At 57.0% G+C, this 18,084-nt stretch carries 22 protein-coding genes; 14 read left to right on the top strand and 8 right to left on the bottom strand.

The features are described 5' to 3' along the window. Positions 1 to 46: 46 nt before the first annotated feature. Both H924_RS02380 and gabT read right to left on the bottom strand, forming a co-directional pair. Positions 47 to 1,420, bottom strand: coding sequence for an NAD-dependent succinate-semialdehyde dehydrogenase (locus H924_RS02380; protein ID WP_015650370.1), 1,374 nt, complete (start codon positions 1,418 to 1,420; stop codon positions 47 to 49). A gap of 2 nt (positions 1,421 to 1,422) precedes the next feature. Continuing rightward, positions 1,423 to 2,769, bottom strand: coding sequence for a 4-aminobutyrate--2-oxoglutarate transaminase (gene gabT, locus H924_RS02375; RefSeq protein WP_015650369.1), 1,347 nt, complete (start codon positions 2,767 to 2,769; stop codon positions 1,423 to 1,425). 142 nt (positions 2,770 to 2,911) lie between these two features. Here gabT and H924_RS02370 point away from each other — a divergent pair, with 142 nt between their 5' ends. The 4 genes from H924_RS02370 to H924_RS02360 all read left to right on the top strand — a co-directional run bounded on the left by H924_RS02370 (position 2,912) and on the right by H924_RS02360 (position 6,174). Next, on the top strand, positions 2,912 to 4,420 hold the full coding sequence (locus H924_RS02370; protein ID WP_015650368.1) for a PucR family transcriptional regulator: 1,509 nt from the start codon (positions 2,912 to 2,914) through the stop codon (positions 4,418 to 4,420). A 290-nt stretch (positions 4,421 to 4,710) separates the two neighbouring features. Continuing rightward, positions 4,711 to 4,989 carry a hypothetical protein gene (locus H924_RS13590; RefSeq protein WP_015650367.1) on the top strand — a complete coding sequence of 93 codons (279 nt, stop codon included), beginning with the start codon at positions 4,711 to 4,713 and terminating at the stop codon, positions 4,987 to 4,989. Positions 4,990 to 5,012: 23 nt separating this feature from the next. Next, complete coding sequence (locus H924_RS14080; protein ID WP_155861916.1) at positions 5,013 to 5,231, top strand: hypothetical protein; 219 nt, start codon at positions 5,013 to 5,015, stop codon at positions 5,229 to 5,231. A gap of 94 nt (positions 5,232 to 5,325) precedes the next feature. Then, a complete protein-coding gene (locus H924_RS02360; protein WP_029703784.1) occupies positions 5,326 to 6,174 on the top strand; it encodes a hypothetical protein in 849 nt (282 codons plus the stop codon). 134 nt (positions 6,175 to 6,308) lie between these two features. Here H924_RS02360 and H924_RS14670 read toward each other — a convergent pair whose 3' ends face one another. After that, positions 6,309 to 6,443: a hypothetical protein gene (locus H924_RS14670; RefSeq protein ID WP_281167554.1), complete on the bottom strand. Its 135-nt coding sequence runs from the start codon at positions 6,441 to 6,443 to the stop codon at positions 6,309 to 6,311. A gap of 394 nt (positions 6,444 to 6,837) precedes the next feature. Between H924_RS14670 and H924_RS02355 the strand changes: the two genes are divergently transcribed. Next, positions 6,838 to 7,581, top strand: a complete 744-nt coding sequence (locus H924_RS02355) for a DUF4839 domain-containing protein (RefSeq protein ID WP_015650364.1) — start codon at positions 6,838 to 6,840, stop codon at positions 7,579 to 7,581. 30 nt (positions 7,582 to 7,611) lie between these two features. On the opposite strand, the gene H924_RS02350 is transcribed toward H924_RS02355, so the two are convergent. Continuing rightward, positions 7,612 to 8,133, bottom strand: a complete 522-nt coding sequence (locus H924_RS02350) for a TetR/AcrR family transcriptional regulator (RefSeq protein ID WP_015650363.1) — start codon at positions 8,131 to 8,133, stop codon at positions 7,612 to 7,614. A gap of 52 nt (positions 8,134 to 8,185) precedes the next feature. Here H924_RS02350 and H924_RS02345 point away from each other — a divergent pair, with 52 nt between their 5' ends. The 5 genes from H924_RS02345 (at position 8,186) to H924_RS02335 (ending at position 11,404) form a co-directional block, all read left to right on the top strand. Beyond that, positions 8,186 to 8,995: an SDR family NAD(P)-dependent oxidoreductase gene (locus H924_RS02345; protein WP_015650362.1), complete on the top strand. Its 810-nt coding sequence runs from the start codon at positions 8,186 to 8,188 to the stop codon at positions 8,993 to 8,995. A 328-nt stretch (positions 8,996 to 9,323) separates the two neighbouring features. Continuing rightward, a complete protein-coding gene (locus tag H924_RS14665; protein WP_281167553.1) occupies positions 9,324 to 9,452 on the top strand; it encodes a hypothetical protein in 129 nt (42 codons plus the stop codon). Between the two features lie 65 nt (positions 9,453 to 9,517). Beyond that, positions 9,518 to 9,826 carry an ArsR/SmtB family transcription factor gene (locus tag H924_RS14495; RefSeq protein ID WP_245533887.1) on the top strand — a complete coding sequence of 103 codons (309 nt, stop codon included), beginning with the start codon at positions 9,518 to 9,520 and terminating at the stop codon, positions 9,824 to 9,826. Continuing rightward, positions 9,826 to 10,869 carry a serine hydrolase domain-containing protein gene (locus H924_RS02340; RefSeq protein WP_015650361.1) on the top strand — a complete coding sequence of 348 codons (1,044 nt, stop codon included), beginning with the start codon at positions 9,826 to 9,828 and terminating at the stop codon, positions 10,867 to 10,869. Before H924_RS14495 ends, H924_RS02340 begins: the two co-directional genes overlap by 1 nt. Next, positions 10,862 to 11,404 (top strand): RDD family protein, encoded by a 543-nt coding sequence (locus tag H924_RS02335; protein ID WP_015650360.1) that lies wholly within the window; start codon positions 10,862 to 10,864, stop codon positions 11,402 to 11,404. The genes H924_RS02340 and H924_RS02335 overlap by 8 nt, the downstream gene beginning before the upstream one ends. 425 nt (positions 11,405 to 11,829) lie before the next feature. Here the strand turns inward: H924_RS02335 and H924_RS02330 are convergent, their stop codons facing one another. After that, positions 11,830 to 12,423 (bottom strand): cadmium resistance transporter, encoded by a 594-nt coding sequence (locus H924_RS02330; protein WP_015650359.1) that lies wholly within the window; start codon positions 12,421 to 12,423, stop codon positions 11,830 to 11,832. After that, entirely contained in the window at positions 12,417 to 12,782 is a 366-nt protein-coding gene (gene cmtR / locus H924_RS02325) for a Cd(II)/Pb(II)-sensing metalloregulatory transcriptional regulator CmtR (protein WP_015650358.1), read from the bottom strand. The genes H924_RS02330 and cmtR overlap by 7 nt, the downstream gene beginning before the upstream one ends. Between cmtR and H924_RS14335 the strand changes: the two genes are divergently transcribed. Further along, entirely contained in the window at positions 12,783 to 12,926 is a 144-nt protein-coding gene (locus H924_RS14335) for a hypothetical protein (RefSeq protein ID WP_155268199.1), read from the top strand. Positions 12,927 to 13,229: 303 nt separating this feature from the next. Here H924_RS14335 and H924_RS02320 read toward each other — a convergent pair whose 3' ends face one another. Beyond that, the gene (locus H924_RS02320; protein ID WP_015650357.1) at positions 13,230 to 14,711 is read right to left on the bottom strand and encodes a multicopper oxidase family protein; all 1,482 of its coding nucleotides are present in this window, start codon (positions 14,709 to 14,711) and stop codon (positions 13,230 to 13,232) included. A gap of 70 nt (positions 14,712 to 14,781) precedes the next feature. Beyond that, entirely contained in the window at positions 14,782 to 15,357 is a 576-nt protein-coding gene (locus H924_RS02315) for a CueP family metal-binding protein (RefSeq protein WP_003859489.1), read from the bottom strand. Between the two features lie 403 nt (positions 15,358 to 15,760). On the opposite strand from H924_RS02315, the gene H924_RS02310 reads away from it, so the two are divergent. The 3 genes from H924_RS02310 to H924_RS02300 are packed head-to-tail and all read left to right on the top strand — an operon-like array spanning position 15,761 to position 18,070. After that, positions 15,761 to 16,483, top strand: a complete 723-nt coding sequence (locus H924_RS02310) for a response regulator transcription factor (protein ID WP_003859491.1) — start codon at positions 15,761 to 15,763, stop codon at positions 16,481 to 16,483. Beyond that, complete coding sequence (locus H924_RS02305) at positions 16,480 to 17,679, top strand: sensor histidine kinase (protein WP_015650356.1); 1,200 nt, start codon at positions 16,480 to 16,482, stop codon at positions 17,677 to 17,679. Before H924_RS02310 ends, H924_RS02305 begins: the two co-directional genes overlap by 4 nt. Positions 17,680 to 17,737: 58 nt before the next feature. Next, positions 17,738 to 18,070 (top strand): heavy-metal-associated domain-containing protein, encoded by a 333-nt coding sequence (locus tag H924_RS02300; protein ID WP_015650355.1) that lies wholly within the window; start codon positions 17,738 to 17,740, stop codon positions 18,068 to 18,070. Positions 18,071 to 18,084: the final 14 nt, after the last annotated feature.

Genomic DNA, 18,084 nt, shown 5'->3' with positions numbered 1-18,084 from the left:
TTTTCCTTTGTGTCGATAACGCACATGAAATTAAGCGAGGGAGGATTTAAGGCAAAGCGATATAACGAACGGAAAGGTATTCTTCGATTCCTTCGGTGCCGCCTTCACGGCCAAAACCGGACTGACCAATGCCTCCAAAAGGAGCAGCCGGATCTGAAATTGCGCCACGGTTGATGCCCACCATTCCAGCTTCCAGGTGCTGTGCCAGGTACTGCGCAGCACGCACATTTTCACTGAAACCATAAGCTGCCAAACCAAATTCAGTGGCATTGGCTTGTGCCACGCCTTCTTCCAAGGTGGCGAAGGTGGTGATGGTAGCAACAGGTCCAAAGATTTCTTCATGCAAAATGCGGGACTGCGCAGGTACATCACGCAGCACGGTTGCTGGGTAGAAGAAGCCCTCACCTGCAGGCACTTCGCCACCGATGATTACCTGAGCGCCATCTGCAACTGCTTCATCAACCAACTGTGCAATGCGGTTTCTTTGAGCTGCTGAGATCACTGGCCCGATAGTGGCTGCTTCCATAGCTGCGCTGAGTTTAGTAGTGAACTCATCAGCAATAGATTCATGCACCAAGAAACGGTTGGCAGCGATACAAACCTGGCCAGTGTTACGTAGTTTGGCCTGCATTGCACCTTCAACTGCTGCTTCCAAATCTGCGGCCTCATCAATAACAAAGGCTGCATTGCCACCCAGCTCCATGGAGCTGCGCAAAAGATTGTCGGCAGATTGGCGGACCAAAATCTTGCCCACGCGAGTGGAACCGGTGAAGGTGATCTTGGCAAGACGGCTATCGGCCATCAGCTGCGCAGAAAGCTCAGCATCACGGACGGTTGGCAAAATTGCCACCACACCCTGATCAATATTGTGCTTTTCAAAAACGGAGGCAATAACCTCGCCCACCTTGATCATGGTCAAAGGAGTTTCAGAAGCAGGCTTAACCAGGATGGTGCAACCAGCTGCAAGTGCTGGGGCAATCTTGCGGGTAGCCATGGCGATGGGGAAATTCCACGGGGTGATAGCCAAAACTACGCCCACAGGAGCGCGGGTTACTGCAATATGGCCGTTGCCATTGGGAGCCTGGTTAAAGCGACCGGGGAAACGAACAGCTTCTTCGGCAAACCAGCGGAAGTATTCTGCACCATAAGCAACTTCACCCTTGGCTTCTGCAACTGCCTTGCCAGTTTCGGAGTGGATGATCTCTGCGATCTCATCTGCATCTGCCATAAGCTGCTGGAAGATTTCATAAAGGATTTCAGAGCGCTTGCGTGGTGCCAATGCCACCCAGTCTGCCTTGGCATGATCTGCCTTTTCTAGTGCCTCAAACCATTCGGTGGTGCCGGTGTTGGGCAGTTCTGCAATTACTTCGCCGGTTGCTGGGTTAACAACGTCAAAGGTATCAATATCTACAGTTGTCATGTTTAGCCAACTTTCTGAGTTGCGGTCTCGTGCTCAATAGCTGCTGCAATAACCTGCAGACCATCGCGCAAGGTGTCCTCGGAAATAACCAAAGCAGGCAGCAAACGGATGACATTGCCGTCGGTGCCACAGGTCAAGGTCAAAACACCGGCAGCCTTGGCACGCTGTGCCACCGCTGCGGTCAGTGCTGGGTTAGGGCGGCCGGCGGCGTCGAGAAGCTCAAGGGCCATCATGGCTCCGCGGCCGCGGAGCTCAGCAACCTCAGGCAGCTCAAGCAGTGGAGCGAATTCATCACGAATGATGGCTTCGATTTCCAGCGCGCGATCCTTCAAGTTATGAGTTTCCATCTGGTCAATGGCAGCTAGTGCTGCAGCACAAGCAACTGGGTTGCCGCCGTAGGTGCCACCGAGGGAGCCTGGGCCAGCAGCGTCCATGATTTCTGCGCGACCGGTTACGGCAGATAGTGGCATACCGCCGGCGATGCCCTTTGCGGTGGTGATGAGGTCAGGAACCACATTTTCAGCCTCGCTCGCGAACCACTGGCCAGTGCGCTGGAAGCCGGACTGGATTTCGTCTGCGACAAAGACGACATCATTATCGCGGCACCACTGTGCAAGTGCAGGCAAGAAGCCCTCGGCTGGGACGATGAATCCGCCTTCGCCCTGGATTGGCTCGATTACTACACAAGCCAGGTTTTCTGCGCCAACCTGGGTTTCAATTGCGGAGATGGTGCGCGCTGCCGCCTCAGCGCCACTGAGACCATCGCGCAGTGGGTAGGAAGCTGGGACGCGGTAGATCTCTGCAGCTAGAGGGCCGAAACCAGACTTATAAGGGCGGTTTTTTGCGGTCATTGCCATGGTGAGGTTGGTGCGACCGTGGTAGGCATTGTCAAAAACAACTACGGCACCCTTGCCGGTGTAGGCGCGGGAAATCTTGATGGCGTTTTCCACGGCTTCCGCACCGGAGTTAAAAAGTGCACTCTTTTTGTCGTGGTCACCAGGGGTGAGTTCATTGAGCTTTTCAGCCACTGCCACGTAGGACTCATAGGGGGAAACCATGAAGCTGGTGTGGGTGAAGCGAGCAGCAGACTCAGCTACCGCCTGTACAACGGCAGGGTTGGAGGCGCCGACCGTGGTTACTGCAATGCCGGAAGCGAGGTCGATGTAGCGGTTTCCATCGGCGTCAACCAAGATGCCGCCGTCTGCATCAACGACGTATCCAGGCAGGCCCGGCGCTAGTGCGCGGGCAACTGCTGCTTGGCGACGCTGATCCAATGCTTCAGATTGGGTTCCTGGGACCTGCTCGTTGATGTGGCGGGTCTGGGGGATGCGGTAGGTGAAATCTTGCACGGCTACTCCTGTGATCTGGACTACAACTCTGAATGTCTTAAAGATGAGTATTCCCCGTGTCGATCGACAGATAATATATACAAGTTGGCGAAATTATGGAAAGATTTTCGCCAATATAGAATATTGACAGGAGTGGTGGCAGATGAATCTTGACCTTGATGATCTCGATCTAGGCTGGTTATACCGTCAAAAGCAGCTCAAACTCCGGGAAATCCACTCCTCCCGCGCTACCTTCAAAGAAATTCAAATTAGTGAACTTCTTGACCCCTCCGAGTTCATTCAACCCAATACAGTGGTGCTCTCTGTGGGCATTGCCTTTGCCAACCACCCCCAAAAACTCAAAAATTGGGCCCAAAAACTCGCCGATGCGGGGGTGCAAGCCATCGGGTTCGGCTCCGGCCTCACCTTCCCAGAGGTTCCTCAAGAGCTTGTCGACGCCACCTTGGAACACAATCTCGGACTTTTTGAGGTTCCCCGCGAAATCCCTTTCATCTCCATCACCTCCGCAGTACAAAAAGAACAATCTCGCCGCGCCGGCCGGCGCCAACAAGAACTGCTTATTGAACAAGAAAAACTCAACTCAATTGCCATCACCGGCGGGCTTGCTGCCCTTTGCCAATACACCGCCACCACCATTGGTGCTGCGATCGCCATTGTGGATAGTGATGGCAGAATCGCCTGTTCCATTCCACATTCCGGTTTAAGTGCAGTCCCCCAGGCCCAAGCCCACCTAGATGGCGGCAGCCAGGCCATCAATCATGAAGGGCAGATGGGCATTTTGCAGCGTATGACCCGCTTTGGAGACCGCCACCATATGTTTTCCGCTGTCATGCGCACTCGCCCCAGTGATCAACACCGTGCCCTAATCCGTCACTGTGCTGGCCTTTCCGATATTTTGCTGCAGCGCCCCCATGCCATGCGTACCCGGGAAACTGACCTCAAAACCTTGGCCATGTCCCTCTTATTGCGACGTACTGACCACGCTCCCAATGTCCGCGAGATTTTCCACGATGTCACCGATGCTTTAGGGCAGGTGCGCCCTGTCGTTATTAGCGGAACGCGCGCCCAGGCAGTAAACAAAACCCTTAACCATGCAGCTTCCCAGTTGGAAGATCATGACCGCGCTTTGTCACACCTCATTTTGCACGACACTCCAGAGCCCGCAGTGTTGGTGTTTTTGCGTGGCAGCAGAACTGTCAAAACCACGATGGAACTCTTTGGAAACACCATCTCCGAGGTGCGCATTTGCATTGGCCTACCCACCCAAATTGAGAAAATCACCCCAGCACTCATTCAAGAGCTGGTATCACAGGCAGTGTTATTAAAGCTCGGCACTTTTTCTGAACCGCGCGAAGCGAGCGCCATGTGGCTGCGCAATCCGGCCATTCAGCAAGCTCTAGATGCACGCGCCCAACAAACCTATGATCGCCTCATCGATAATGATGACGTTTATGGCACTGAGCTTGCGCCTACCCTGGTGTGTTTTGCCCAAAGTGGCGGACATCTTGGCGAAACCGCCCAAAAACTTGGTATTCACCGCCATACCGTGCGCACCCGCATGGAACGCATTGCGGAGATTTGCGAACTCAACCTTTCCGATCCCCTTACTCGCGCCGAATTGCTGTTAATTGTGGCAACTCGCGGTCACTAAACGGACGTGCTGCCAGCACCATTTCAGGATTGCCAGTTTTTTGAGTCTAATCTGAAAACGTTTTCATTAAAATCACAAGCTGGGGAATTTTTCCCAGCTGCCATCATTAGAGCTTTCACCATTCTTAAATAAACAGGGGATAGATTAATCGCGTTCACGTAAAGCGCTGCAGCCTTGCCTGATAGGTAAATTCTTTTTCTATCATAAGGTAGTTTCACCTTGCTAATGAAAATAGATGTCAGAAAACTCTATAGGTAGGACTGCACCTTAGCCTTTTGGAATGGATTAACATGCCATCACTTCCGTCCTCCCGCATAGTCGGTTTGGACCTTACTCGGGCTCTCGCAATCATTGGCATGATTGTGCTGCACCTAGCTTTTGTCCCCTGGATTCCCCACACCATCCTCGCTGGAATCCCCGCGGCACTTTTTGCCGTCATTGCAGGCTTCTCCATGATGTTCATCTCCCGTGGAACAGCGCTGAACTCCTTTTTGAAATTGCTCTGCCGTGGCCTGCTCCTCATCTTGTTGGGCATAGCGCTCCTCCCCTTCGCTGGCGATATCCAGTAGTCCTGATTGCTATGGGTGTTTCCATGGCAGTGCTCGAGTGGGTGGCCAAAGTGTGCTGGAACCTGCAAATCATCATCTTGTTGTTGCTCTGCATTGCAGCAGGTGTTCAACATCTCTTTATGCCTTCTTATTCGCCCTATCCAATTTTGATCTGGATGGCATATATGGTCGCCGGCATGTTGGTCTACCAGGTATACCCCAGAAGATCATTTAGGAGATCTGGGTCCATTTTGGCCCGATAGCGACGTCTTCCCCCATTTAGCCATTGGAGGTGGGCCGTAGAATTTCCCTTAAGCCTTTCTTGGCGATAACCCCTCATCTGACATGGAGATATTCTTGACTGGTACAGACTCACCTTTCGAAGGCGATGACATCAGCGATGACGTTCGCCTTCCCGCTTCCTCGGTTGCGGAGACCTTGAAGATGGATCCCATGGTTGACCTGGTTGCGGAGACCTTGAAGATGAATCCGTTGAATGACTTACTCCAGGAAAATTCCCGCTTGGGGAAATCAGTGCTGGAATCGATCCGTCCCTCAATCGACACCAGCGCGTGGGCGGGCCTGGTGAAGGCCTCCGTGTTGGATACCAGCGTCTGGTCGGGTCTGGCGAAGGGGCCAGCGTTGGACACGGCCAAGCTGATGGGCAGCTTCAACCCGACGTTGGACACGGCCAAGCTGATGGGCAGCTTCAACCCGACGTTGGACACGGCCAAGCTGATGGGCAGCTTCAACCCGACGTTGGACACGGCCAAGCTGATGACCCAGCTCCACACGCATGCCAGCTTCCTCCCGGAGGACGTGCTGAAGCAGATCTCGAGCAAAATCGCGTTCTACAACCCGAAATCGCTGCAAGCGACGGTCCAGATCGCCCAAGCGGACACGGAGATCGGGGAAGCCGCGGCGCTTGCTGTCGAAGAGCATCTGGACGAGCTGGAAGAATTCGTCAGCACCACCACAGGGCATGGTCTTTCCGAGTGGAAGGAACTGAAGCCGTCCAAGAAGTGGAACTTCGCCGGGGCGACTTTTGCCGTGCTGATTAACACGCTGGAGGCGGGACTTACTGCCTCGAGTGGTGGGATGATGGCGGCGCAAATGGTGTCGGGCCTCGTGGTTTACCTGTTCTTCATCGCCCATTTGGAAGCCGACGTCCGCGAGAGTCGCGGGGTAGATGAAGCCGGGCAGTAGTCCAGGGTCCCTCCAATATCCCAATCTCTGCGTTAAAACCAGGGGTACCTCGGCGGAAATGGCCCAAGAAGATTCGCGGAACAACGTGAGATAGCCGGATGCGGTCAGGGGAACAGCTCCTAGCTCTTTCCTCGTTAGATGAGGTCAGGCTCCTGGCCGTCGGGGCGTAGCGCGTGGTCCATGATGGTGTGGAACTCCCGGTCGATGACGGATTCCTCGTAGATGGTGGCCTGCTGGCTCCAGTAGTTTTCCTCTAGGGCTAGCAGCATCGCCCGGATCGCTGTTTTGAAGTAGAACCCACGGCTGCGGGAAGTGTGAGCTATCTGGCATCGTGGCCGGCCCTCCTGACGGTGTTCTTCCAGGCTGGTACACGGTATGACGCCTGTCGCCCATCACGATGGGCGCGCAGTGCACCACCGCACGATGCGCATCCGGAGGGTTTTTCCGCGTCCCTCAACGGTCAGAGTCCGACGAAATGACCCGCCTCACTCGTCGCCTGAATTACCCCTGTTGTCCAGTGCTTTCCGCCTACCTTGCCGGTGATAATCTTCCAACAACGTCAGTCACGGTAGGATAATCCCATCCCAGGACACCGTGACTGTGACTCCCCTGCCCTTAGGTACGGGTTACCCACCACACCCTTATCGAAGAACGGGAAGAGATATGACCAGCGAAGAACCGAAGTACGAGGTCACTGAAGTCAAGGCGATCCGGGGCACCGAGGAAAAAACGATCACGAACAAGCAGCAGGACGGTTGGGAACTGGTCACCCAAGAGCAGGGTCGACTGCGAACCACTTTGACCTTCCGCCGACCTAAGCCAAAGACACCCTGGCGTCTGTGGGCCGCACTCGGCGGCGTCGGTGTGGTCCTGGCCGCCATCATCACCATCGGGGTGCTACAGGAAGACAGCAACGACACGTCCACGACCGAAGCTGCCACAGCTTCGAGCACCGAGCTGCCTTCCCTGGAGCCTGCTCCTGAGCCTGAAGCAAAACCGGCTGCCTCTGAAGCTGTTGAGATTCTTACCGTCGATAACAATGCAGATCTCGCCCGGATCCTGCACGAACCGGACTACTGTGGCCAACCGGTCGTCGATTTTGCCACCGAGTACGCAGGCCGGACCATCGCATTCGACGGCCACATCGCTGCGATGAACAACCACGGTGACTACGACACACGCTACGACATTCTGATCGGCCCAAGGGACTTTGATGAAACCTACGTCCGCGGGCCGGCGTTCCAGTTCCGGGACGTGAACATCGTCTCTGATCTGCAGCTCACCGGTCCTAACATTCCCGACACCTTAGGCGTCAAAGACACTCTTCGTATCACCGCGGTCGTCGAAGAATTCGAGGAGAACACCTGTCTACTCTTGCTCGATCCCGTGACCACCGAGATTCGCTAGCTGTACTGACCGGACACGTTGATTGAAGGATTACGACCCCAGGTCGAGGATGCGCTCGGCATGCTCCCGGAGCTCGTCGTCTCGGAACTGGGGCAGTCGCAGGAACCAGCGGTAGAAGATCGGCGCGAGTAGCAGTTCGGTCGACGCTTGAGGGTTCGCATATCCGGCGGCTGCGACAAGTTTCGTGATCTGAGCTTGTTGAGGCTCGAATAGCTGTTCCCGGAACTGCTGCGCAACAACCTCGTCCGTCTGGATCGAGGCAGCCAGCATCCGCAGCAGTGAGGAACGTGGCTCGGTGGAGATTTCGTCAATCGCTGCTCGCAGCACTTCTATGACTGTGAGATCGTCGGCGGACGCGTCCAAGGCGGCGGACTCGCCGGCAAGAGCGTCGAAGAGAATGGCATGGACGGAAAGCCAGCTCCTGTAGAGGGTCTGCTTGCCCACCCTCGCCTCAGCGGCTATGCCCTCCATCGTCAAGGCACCGGGGCCACCGCGGTCAGCAAGGGCCATGACTGCGGCGTGCACACGCTTGACGGTCTCGGGTCTGGCCATGCCCCCAGTATAGAAACGAGACGTAGCGTCTCGTTTGGTGTTGAATGGTGGGATGACGACAACGCAGACCTGGCTCATCACAGGTGCGAGCAGCGGCCTCGGGCTCGCTCTGACCAAGCAAGCGCTGGCCGCTGGTCATCACGTGGTGGCCACTACCCGGAAGGAAGCCCTGCCCGTCAAGGATCCACGCCTCACCGTGGCCCGGCTCGATCCCGCAGACAGGGAGGGATGCCGACACGCTGTGGAGGAGGCCAGTCGCGTCACCGGACGTTTGGACGTTCTGGTGAACAACGCTGGCTATGGACTGGTGGGAGCCGTCGAGGAAATTAGCGAGGCGGAGGCTCGCGCCATCTTGGACGTCGACCTGTTCGGTCCGATGTGGATGACCCAAGCTGCACTGCCCATCATGCGACGCCACGGGCACGGTCACGTCGTGCAAATCTCCTCTACGGGCGGCGTAGGCGCCATGCCATTCCTCGGTCTCTACAACGCTGCCAAGTGGGGCCTGGAGGGATTTAGCGAGGCGCTGGCTGCCGAGGTGCAGTCGATGGGCATCCGAGTCACCCTCGCCGAGATCGGCGCGATGGACACACAGTGGGCAACGTCAGGGATGAGGTTCAGCGAGCCCAACAGCGACTACGACGAACTGCGCGAACAGCTGCTAGGTACGGCGACCGTTCCATGGCCCAGCGAACCGGGAGCAACGGGCGGGGGAACCGCCCCGGACGAGGTCGCCCGCAGCATCCTCACGCACGTCGCCGCAGAAAGTGGTCCATTGCGTCTTGTCTTGAGGTTGGGCTTTTCGACCCTGGCCCAACTTTGCAACAGCACCACTTTGAGCACAATAAGGATAGAAGGATGAGGTATCCGACATCTTCAAACATCTATAGGTGTGGGACTTTCCTTCTGAAACTGGGGATGCAGACTGGCATTCGCTAGTTAATGTAACGGGGCAACGTTGACATGCTATTAACAAAACTGATGCATGTGAGGCATCCATGAGTGAAAGTTTCAGCTTGCACTCAAATTCAATTAATTCTGTATGCGATTACATGGAGAATATTTAAATTTCCATAAAAATACCCCATTTTTAGGGTGTTTAAATTTCTTAAATATGGAATTATCATGGGGCAATGAAAATTACCCCTGTAATTATTCTAAACATTTAGATTTATGGAATAATGTTCAGTGTGAACAAAGGGGATAATAATGAGGATCTTTTCCGGCGCATTGAGCGATTAGAAACTATCGTCGCCCGCCATGAAAAGCTCATCCTCAACCAAGAAAAACCGACGATAACTATGTCGATCCATATATAGAGCCAGGAGAAGTTGGGCATGGAACCATTAACTTCTCCGGCCAGTTTCAGGGGCGAGATGGCTCTGTGTCCTACTCCTGGACAAAGCATCCAGAAGACTTGGTAGAGAACTCCTGGGAAAGTTCCTTTTTACGTCTAGCGGCATTGGCACATCCGCAACGAGCGCTGATTCTCAAGCAATTAATACATGAACCGTGTACTGTCGCGGAACTCTGCCGACTTGAGGTCACTTCATCAACTGGTACTGCTTATCATCACCTTAACGAACTTGAAGCATCAGGCTGGGTTCGAAAGGGTCGCGGCGGAGTCTACGAAATTCCCTCCGAAAGGATCATTCCACTCTTCGCCATCATCTCTGCAAGCGAGGATCACTGATGATGAAACACCAGAAGATAGTGGCTGGAACAATCGCAAGTATCATTGCCCTCTCAATATTCAGCGCCGTCAATGAGCAGCCAAAGTCTTTTAACGCAGGAGAACCGACGGGCAACGCTATGGTATCGAGCATTCTCGCTGGTGAGGCACAGGGGAAATTTCACCGTATGTCTGCTGCCGTTCTCTCTCACGGCACAGTACGCTTTGGCGGTTTGGGGGCTACACCTACAGACTCCTTTGAAATAGCATCCATTACAAAAGTGTTTACTGGAGAATTACTCCGCATTCAGATTGAACGTGGCGACATTACTGAATCCACCACTGTAGGTGATGTTCTTGGTCAGCGAGTTAGCGGGTTTCCCATCGAAACTGTGACAATGAGAGAATTAGCAAATCACACTAGTGGTTTACCGAGATTAGGAAACGTAGGAATTCGACCACGGTTGATGCCATTTTTTGACAAGAATCCTTATGCCAACATTTCAGTAGATCATGTAATTGAGGCAAGCTCTAAAGCACAATTGTCGTCACGTGGTGAGTTTGAATATTCAAATCTGGGCTATTCACTCCTAGGGCATGTCCTTGCTCACAACGCTCATTTAAGTTATGCAGAGCTACTAGACCGTGACCTTTTACAACCGTTAAAGCTCACCGATACCACTCTTATGACACCTGGATCTTTATCCGAGGAGGCAACACCTGGTTACGCTCCGTCTGGGAAGATCGTTGAGCCCTGGGAAATGGATGGCTTTCTTCCAGCTGCAGGTTTGCGCTCAACGGCACACGATATGTCTATATTCTCTCAATATCTGCTGGACAAAGGACTACCTGCATTTACATGGCAAGACAATGTTGAAGATCCCACTATTAAGTGGCATAACGGGGAGTCTTTCGGATTTAGTTCGATGATACTTATATCTCCCACTAGTGACTCAGCGGTATTTGTGGTTGCTGATGTATCTGAGTCAGTGATGCCGATTGCAGAAGAACTTCTCGCCGCTGCGCAGGATATCCCCAGAGAAGAAGACGCACACTATGGATAAAACTGCCAAACCAAATCTCATCACGGCATCGATTAGTAGGAGAATTATAGCCCTACTCATCGATTGCACTATCGGACTTGCGGTTGGCACAGTCATTGCTGTTCTTCTGGGTGTCAGTATCTTCTCTCCTTTATTTTTGGCCATGCTCAATATGTTTTTCTGGATGTTTAAATCGCTTGTGGAATCTCAATTTGAGACAACACCTGGAAAAGCTCTTGCACGCATAAAGGTCGTCGCCGCAGATGGTAGTGGTGCACTGAAGATTTTTGCTTCAGGGGTGAGAAATTCATGGATTCTTCTTGAGCCTTTGCCCTTTATCGGTTCCGTAGCATCACTTGTGGCAATGGCTTTATTACTGGCCAGCTGCATTAAAGGAAAAAATTCTATTGGTCTCCATGACCTGTATACCGGTGCAATCGTGGTTCGTAGAAAAAGCAAGGATTTATGGACAGCCATTAATGTCGATCATTGCCTCGTGAGCTGCCCACCATCCAGGCATTCCATGTACACCAGCTCCGGGAGGTGTGGAACTTGACGCTATATAAAGGCTCTGGGCCAACTTATGTGGGCGAAGTCCAATCCCTGGTCGAAATAACATTTGAGAACCAACCATTGAGCCACCTGCGATGTCGCCTTCAACTAAGTTCGGATTCCATTCCTCTAATGCTTCCGGACTGATTTCATTCGTTTTCAAAATAACATCACGAAATCCAGGCGCAAATCGTTCAATCTGTCGAATAATTGTTTCGCGTACTTGCCCAGGATAAGGTTCCTTGTATGCCGAAGGGACATGGGCATACGACCAAAGAACCAATCCCCGCTTTGAATCAGTTGAATATACCCTATTGAGACACTTTTGATCCCACTATTTCTACTTGTGACTTGCAGCTTCGTTTGGCGGTTCAGTCGACGCCGATGGCAACGCCTGGATAGGCCACCCGGGCGCTCGGGATGGGCTTATTAGAGGCCGAAGGCGCCGCCGCTGACGAGGATGAAGATGCCCAGGCTGATCAGGACGATCGGGAACAGCACGTGCTCCCAGCGCTCAAGGACTTCTGCGATGGGCGGGCGGGTGGCCACGAACTTTGCCAGCAGGACCAGGCCTGCCACCAGGACGAGGAAAACGATGCAGTAGATGATGACGGCGGCAGTGTCCACGTTGAGGAATACCGGGACGTAGACGCCGATATTGTCGCCACCGTTGGCAAACGTCACACCGGCGACGGTCAGCACACCCACCTTTTTCCCGGCGATCTTCGCATCATCGTCGTCATCATCGCTTCGCCAGGCCTGCCAGGCCGCCCATAGTCCCAGGGCCAGGGGAATTAGTCCGAAGTACGGGATCGCCTCAGCAGGTAGGAATGCTCCTGCCCCCAGCGTGACCAGGACTGCGGCCGCGAGGATGCCCATGAAGCCGAGGTACTGACCAGCCAGAATCCGAAGCGTGGTCCCTTTTTGCCCCGCCCCGCGGGCAAAAAACAGCGAGAGCACGATGATGTCGTCGATATTGGTGGCGATAAACAGACCAATCGCCGACAGTAGACCGGTTACCACTGCGCACTCTCCTGTCCAGTGGCACACCCAGGTACGGCGCATCCGGCGTCGATGCATTCGGCGTTGTCATCGACGGCCAGGGTGATATCCAGCAACGCGTTCAACGCCTGCGCCAGATGAGCATCAACGATCTCGTAGCGGGTCTGTCGCCCCTGCGGTTCGGCGACAATAATTCCGCAGTCCCTCAGGCAGGCGAGATGGTTCGACACGTTCGAGCGTGTCAGTTCCAGATCCTGGGCGAGAGCGGCCGGGTAGGCCGGCCCCTCCAGCAGCGCCAGGAGAATGCGGGAACGAGTCGGATCCGCCATGGCCCGACCCAACCGGTTCATCACGTCTAGACGAGAAGCAATAGTCATCATGTGCTGAACTATACAGCTGTTGCTGAACTAACTTCAACATGGGGTGGCGTCGTTGCCAGAGGTCGTCTGCACTTTCAGGCTGAGGCCTTCACTGCGCAGGAAGGAAGCGGCTGCCTAGTTGGCGGTGTTCCCGACGTGATTTAAAAGTGAGGGCTATTGCCGGCAGCTTCCGGCCCACGTACCGATCAAGGTGTCCCACTTCCAAGGAAATGAGACACTTTAATCGGTGCTGTTGCAAAGTTGGGCGGAGAGCACCGCGGCAACCGCGATGGCGGCTCTGCGGGGTGTGCTCGGTATGGATTAGATCTCCTTATTCCGGGGCGGTGGGGAAGAAGACGGTGTTCTGGTTGTCCCGGAAGACCACAACACCGAGGAAGGTCATCGTGCTGCCCGGTGGGTGGTCTGCAGCGACTCTGCCCACCTCGGCACTCAACCCTGCTGTGGGGGTTACTCGTAGCGAAGCGAGCTGACCATCCCGGTTTCCATGTGATAGGCGTTATGGCAGTGAAATGCCCACTCACCGGGGTTGTCAGCGATCAGGTCGGCGATCATGGTTTCACCGTGGCGGAGAAGGACGGTGTCCTTGCGTAGCCCGCCGCTGCCGGGCAGCGCCCACGTGTGGCCGTGGATGTGCATGGGATGGGGCATCATGGTCCTGTTGCGCATGACCATCCGCAGGCGCTGGTCCTCCTGCACGGTCGCGGAGGAGGATTGGCCGTCGGTGAGAATGCTCCATTCATACGGCATCATCTGCCCGCCCAGGTCGATGCTGACTTCTCGGTCTGGTGTGCCCTCGGGCAGGAGTGCACGGTCTGCTGGCTTCAGGGAGGACAGAAGCAGTCCGGTGGACGACAACTCGGGGAAGTCGACATCGGGGCGGGGGGCCTGGCCGCCGGCGGTGCGGATGACGGCGAAGGCGCGGTCGTCCTTACCCACCGCCAAAGCCGTGAGCGGGAAGATGCCGTCGCCGAGGATGACCTCGACGTCGACACGCTCGCCCATCGACAGGTAGATCGATTCGGTCTCCCAGGGCTGGACAGGGAAGCCGTCGGTGTGGGTGACAGTCATGCGGTGACCACCGAGGGCCACCTTGAAGATGGTGTCACCGCCGGAGTTGATAAACCGCAGGCGGGCCTTGTTGCCCGGGCGAGCCTCGAAGGTCCGGTGAGCACGGGGGATACGTCCGTTGATGAGGTAGTGCGGATACATCACATCGCCGACATCCCCGCCCAGTACCCGGTCCGGGGTGCCGTGCATCATCTGGCCGTGACCTCCCATTCCCATCCTCCCGTTATGGTCGCCCGAACCCATTCCGGTGAGCTTGTCGAGCTCATCGTCGGGAGTGCCCTGAATGCCATCGACCCAGTCGTCGAGCACGATGGTCCACTCGACGTCCTGGTCCTCAGCGTCTTGCGGGTCACGGATGATCAGTGGGGCGTGGAGGCCGCGATCAAGCTGCAGGCCGGTGTGGGAATGGTAGAAGTAGGTGCCACCGTGGGGGACTTCAAAAACATAGGAGAAAGACTCGCCAGGTTCAATGGGGTCCTGGGTCATGCCGGGCACACCGTCGGCTGCGTTGTGGAGTGCGATGCCATGCCAGTGGATGGAGGTGCTCTCAGGCAGTTCATTGGTGATATCGACCTGGAGGACGTCGCCGGCGGTGGCCTCAATGGCCGCATCCCCGGTGTCAGAGACGTATCCCCACGTCTTGGCTTCGATGCCGCCGATATCCAGGGAGAGGGGCCGGGCGGTCAGTGTCCGGCGCACCGTCGGCTCACCGAGCGCAGTGGGGGTGGGAGTGGGGCGAAGGGAGGGACCTGGTGCCGAGGCAGCGGGTCCAGGGTCGCTGGTGCAGGCGGCCACGGCCCCGGTGCCGGCGAGTACGAGCCCGCCGAGCAGAAACTGTCGCCGGGAAAAACTACTTGTCATGGTTAAACCGTCCTTGGTGCAAGTCTGAGTGACACAGGGGAAGGATCAGGGGAAACCCACTGCTGAGGCATCAGGTCAGGCGCAGGTCCGTGACACAGGTGGCCCCGTCCTCGGTGGTGGAGAACTCGGTGACACCGGTGCGCCCCTGATGGGTGATCTCGATGGTGCCGGTGGCATCATCGGGAAGCCAGAAGCCGACAAACCCGTTGTCGAAGGTGGTGGTTTGCTCATCGATTAGGACCTCGCCGGTCGCTTCATCGGTGATCGTGACCTGGATATCCTCATTGTCGAGTTCCCCCAGGCAGGTCGTGAGGCTGTGGTAGAAGCAGTCGTGGGTGGAGGTGATATACGGAGCAACCGAGACATACGTCTGATTGTCGGGAAGATCGACCACGACTTCCTGGTCATCGCTCGAGAGCAGCAGTTCATCGGCACGCACGGAGGCGATCAGATCCGTGGGACGCTCAGTGACCTTCTGCCGGTCGAGGTGATCAATGATCTCCACCGCGTCCATGGCGGCCAGGCCATGGGTAGTCAGGAATGTATCCTGGGACACCGTCCCGTCGGCGGTGGGTTCCGGGTCGGCGGCCGAACACCCCGTGAGGGCGAGGGCAAGGGCGGCGGCTGCGATCGCTGCTCGTTTCACGTCAATCTCCTTGGATCGTGGTAAGACCGTGAGAAGACACCGCCTCAAGGTCGATGCCATACCTTTATCTAGCACGGGTGCCTGACGGACTAGAAATCAAAAACCCTGCTCACAGCCTTATAACAGGGCGAAAAGGGGGTGAATTTGGTGGGCTGGGTCACCACCGGGACACCACCCCACAGCCGTGGGCGATGTCCTTCTACCCGCCCCGGGTATGCGGTGCAGGCAGTGAAATCCCTGGTGGCGCCTGCTGAACCGACCAGGGGAGGCGATGCCGCCGGCCCGGGGTGGGGCACAGGGGTGACGGCGGTCGAAGGGTGATGTTTGAAGATTTGATGAAGATTTCCCCGCCGGGCACTGAGCGAGGGTGGTATTCCCCCCGGCCGAAGCGATACTGGGGTCTATGGCTGACCGCACACCGACCACCGCCACGCCCCCGGGGCGGGTGCTGGTCGTCGATGATGAACAACCCCTGGCTCAGATGGTGGCCTCCTACCTCATCCGGGCCGGCTTCGATACCCGCCAGGCGCACACCGGCACCCAGGCCGTGGACGAGGCCCGTCGCTTTTCCCCCGATGTTGTGGTGCTGGATCTGGGGCTGCCCGAACTCGACGGCCTGGAGGTGTGCCGACGGATCCGCACCTTCTCGGACTGCTACATCCTCATGCTCACCGCGCGTGGCAGCGAGGACGACAAGATCAGCGGTTTGACCCTGGGGGCGGATGACTACATCACCAAACCTTTTAGCATCCGGGAACTGGTGACCCGGGTGCATGCGGTGCTGCGCCGCCCGCGCACCAGCACCACCCCACCGCAGGTGACCACCCCCTTGATCGTTGGTGACCTCATCCTTGACCCCGTCGCCCATCAGGTGCGGGTGGGGGAGACGACCGTGGAGCTCACCCGCACGGAGTTCGAGCTGCTGGTTGCCCTGGCCCTGCGCCCCGGCCAGGTGCTGACCCGCCACGACCTGGTCACCGAGGTCTGGGACACCACCTGGGTCGGTGATGAACGCATCGTCGATGTCCACATCGGCAACTTGCGTCGCAAGCTCGGCACCGACACCCGGGGCCGGGGGTTTATCGACACCGTGCGTGGCGTGGGCTACCGGGTGGGGCAGCCATGAATCACGGACCCGGCCTGACCTTCCGCTTCCTGGCCGCCCAGGTGTTGGTCGTGGTGATTAGCCTGCTGGTGGCCGCAGCCGTGGCCACGATGGTGGGCCCGACCCTGTTCCATGATCATATGTTGATGACCGGCCGGGAGGACCCCTCGCGGGAGCTGTTCCATGCCGAGCAGGCCTACCGGGACGCCAACCTGATCACCCTGGCCGTCGCCCTGCCCACCGCCTTGATCAGCGCCCTGCTGGCCAGCCTGTGGTTATCGCGTCGCCTGCGCACCCCCCTGCAGGATCTCACCCGCGCCGCTACCAGCCTGACGGCCGGCAACTACCGTATCCGCGTGCCCGCCGGAGAAGCAGGCCCCGAGGTCGCCACCCTGGCGCATACCTTCAACACCATGGCCGACCGGCTGGAACACACCGAACAGGTCCGCCGCCAGATGCTCTCTGATCTGGCCCACGAAATGGGCACCCCCTTATCGGTGCTCACGGTCTACCTCGATGGTCTCCAGGACGGGGTCGTGGACTGGAATAATGCCACCCACACGATCATGGCTGACCAACTCACCCGCCTGACCCGGTTGATGGAAGACATCGACGATGTCTCCCGGGCCCAGGAACACCGGATCGATTTGGACCTGGCGGAGGAAGGGCTCGGGGATCTGCTCCATACCGCCGCTGCTGCCGCGGGGGAAGCTTATGCTGACAAAGGCGTCGATTTACAGGTCGAGACCATTACGGACACCGCCCGGGTGCTCGTGGACCGGCAACGCTTCGGCCAGGTGATGAGCAATCTCCTGTCGAACGCGCTACGGCACACCCCGGCCGGCGGGCAGGTCCGGATCAGCGTCCACCGACAGGGGGCGTCCACCGCGCTCATCCACGTCGCCGATGACGGCGAGGGCATCCCACCTGGCCAGCTCGGACACATCTTCGAACGCTTCTACCGGGGGGATGCCGCCCGCAGCCGGGACAACGGCGGGGCCGGTATCGGTCTGACCATCTCCAAGGCATTGATCGAGGCCCACGGCGGCACTCTCACCGCCACCTCTCCTGGCCCCGGTGCCGGATCGGTCTTCACCATCCGTCTTCCCCTGCACCAGGAAAACGTGTCCCTGATGCTCAGTGACCCCACTCCCGGGGACAATAATTCTGATGACCTCGGCAGCGATCCATATCAACCCCTGGACAATACCCCGTAGGGGTATATGATGGGAGGGGAAACCCCGCCTGATCCCCCGATCCCACAGGAGCCACCCGATGACCACCCCGACTTCCCCCTTGCTGCCGCTGGCCTCCGACGGTTGTGGATGCTGCGCGCCCTCTACGCCGTCCGCGACCGTCTCCGCCCCGGCCGTGGCCGCGGCAACCGACGCAACACCTGAAGGTCCCACCACCTACCAGGTCACAGGCATGACCTGCGGACACTGCGCCAGCAACGTCACCGAGGCGGTGAGCGCTCTGCCCCAGGTCGACGACGTCCAGGTCGACCTCATCGCCGGTGGGGTCTCCATCGTCACGGTCACGGGTTCCGTGCCCCTGGAAACCGTCCACCGGGCGATTGAAGAGACCGGCTACACCGTCTTGTCCTGATCGATTCGCCCATC

Origin of the sequence: Corynebacterium callunae DSM 20147, assembly GCF_000344785.1 — a bacterium.
Taxonomy (GTDB): domain Bacteria; phylum Actinomycetota; class Actinomycetes; order Mycobacteriales; family Mycobacteriaceae; genus Corynebacterium; species Corynebacterium callunae.
The sequence above is the reverse complement of the archived record's forward strand: the minus strand, read 5'-3'. Positions and strand labels throughout refer to the sequence as shown.

Excerpts from the sequence above, each read along its gene's own strand:
- H924_RS02380 (WP_015650370.1), bottom strand. The coding sequence starts at position 1,420 with ATGACAACTGTAGATATTGATACCTTTGACGTTGTTAACCCAGCAACC.
- H924_RS02370 (WP_015650368.1), top strand. The coding sequence starts at position 2,912 with ATGAATCTTGACCTTGATGATCTCGATCTAGGCTGGTTATACCGTCAA.
- H924_RS13590 (WP_015650367.1), top strand. The coding sequence starts at position 4,711 with ATGCCATCACTTCCGTCCTCCCGCATAGTCGGTTTGGACCTTACTCGG.
- H924_RS14080 (WP_155861916.1), top strand. The coding sequence starts at position 5,013 with ATGGCAGTGCTCGAGTGGGTGGCCAAAGTGTGCTGGAACCTGCAAATC.
- H924_RS14670 (WP_281167554.1), bottom strand. The coding sequence starts at position 6,443 with ATGCTGCTAGCCCTAGAGGAAAACTACTGGAGCCAGCAGGCCACCATC.
- H924_RS02355 (WP_015650364.1), top strand. The coding sequence starts at position 6,838 with ATGACCAGCGAAGAACCGAAGTACGAGGTCACTGAAGTCAAGGCGATC.
- H924_RS02350 (WP_015650363.1), bottom strand. The coding sequence starts at position 8,133 with ATGGCCAGACCCGAGACCGTCAAGCGTGTGCACGCCGCAGTCATGGCC.
- H924_RS02345 (WP_015650362.1), top strand. The coding sequence starts at position 8,186 with ATGACGACAACGCAGACCTGGCTCATCACAGGTGCGAGCAGCGGCCTC.
- H924_RS02340 (WP_015650361.1), top strand. The coding sequence starts at position 9,826 with ATGATGAAACACCAGAAGATAGTGGCTGGAACAATCGCAAGTATCATT.
- H924_RS02335 (WP_015650360.1), top strand. The coding sequence starts at position 10,862 with ATGGATAAAACTGCCAAACCAAATCTCATCACGGCATCGATTAGTAGG.
- cmtR (WP_015650358.1), bottom strand. The coding sequence starts at position 12,782 with ATGATGACTATTGCTTCTCGTCTAGACGTGATGAACCGGTTGGGTCGG.
- H924_RS02320 (WP_015650357.1), bottom strand. The coding sequence starts at position 14,711 with ATGACAAGTAGTTTTTCCCGGCGACAGTTTCTGCTCGGCGGGCTCGTA.
- H924_RS02310 (WP_003859491.1), top strand. The coding sequence starts at position 15,761 with ATGGCTGACCGCACACCGACCACCGCCACGCCCCCGGGGCGGGTGCTG.
- H924_RS02305 (WP_015650356.1), top strand. The coding sequence starts at position 16,480 with ATGAATCACGGACCCGGCCTGACCTTCCGCTTCCTGGCCGCCCAGGTG.
- H924_RS02300 (WP_015650355.1), top strand. The coding sequence starts at position 17,738 with ATGACCACCCCGACTTCCCCCTTGCTGCCGCTGGCCTCCGACGGTTGT.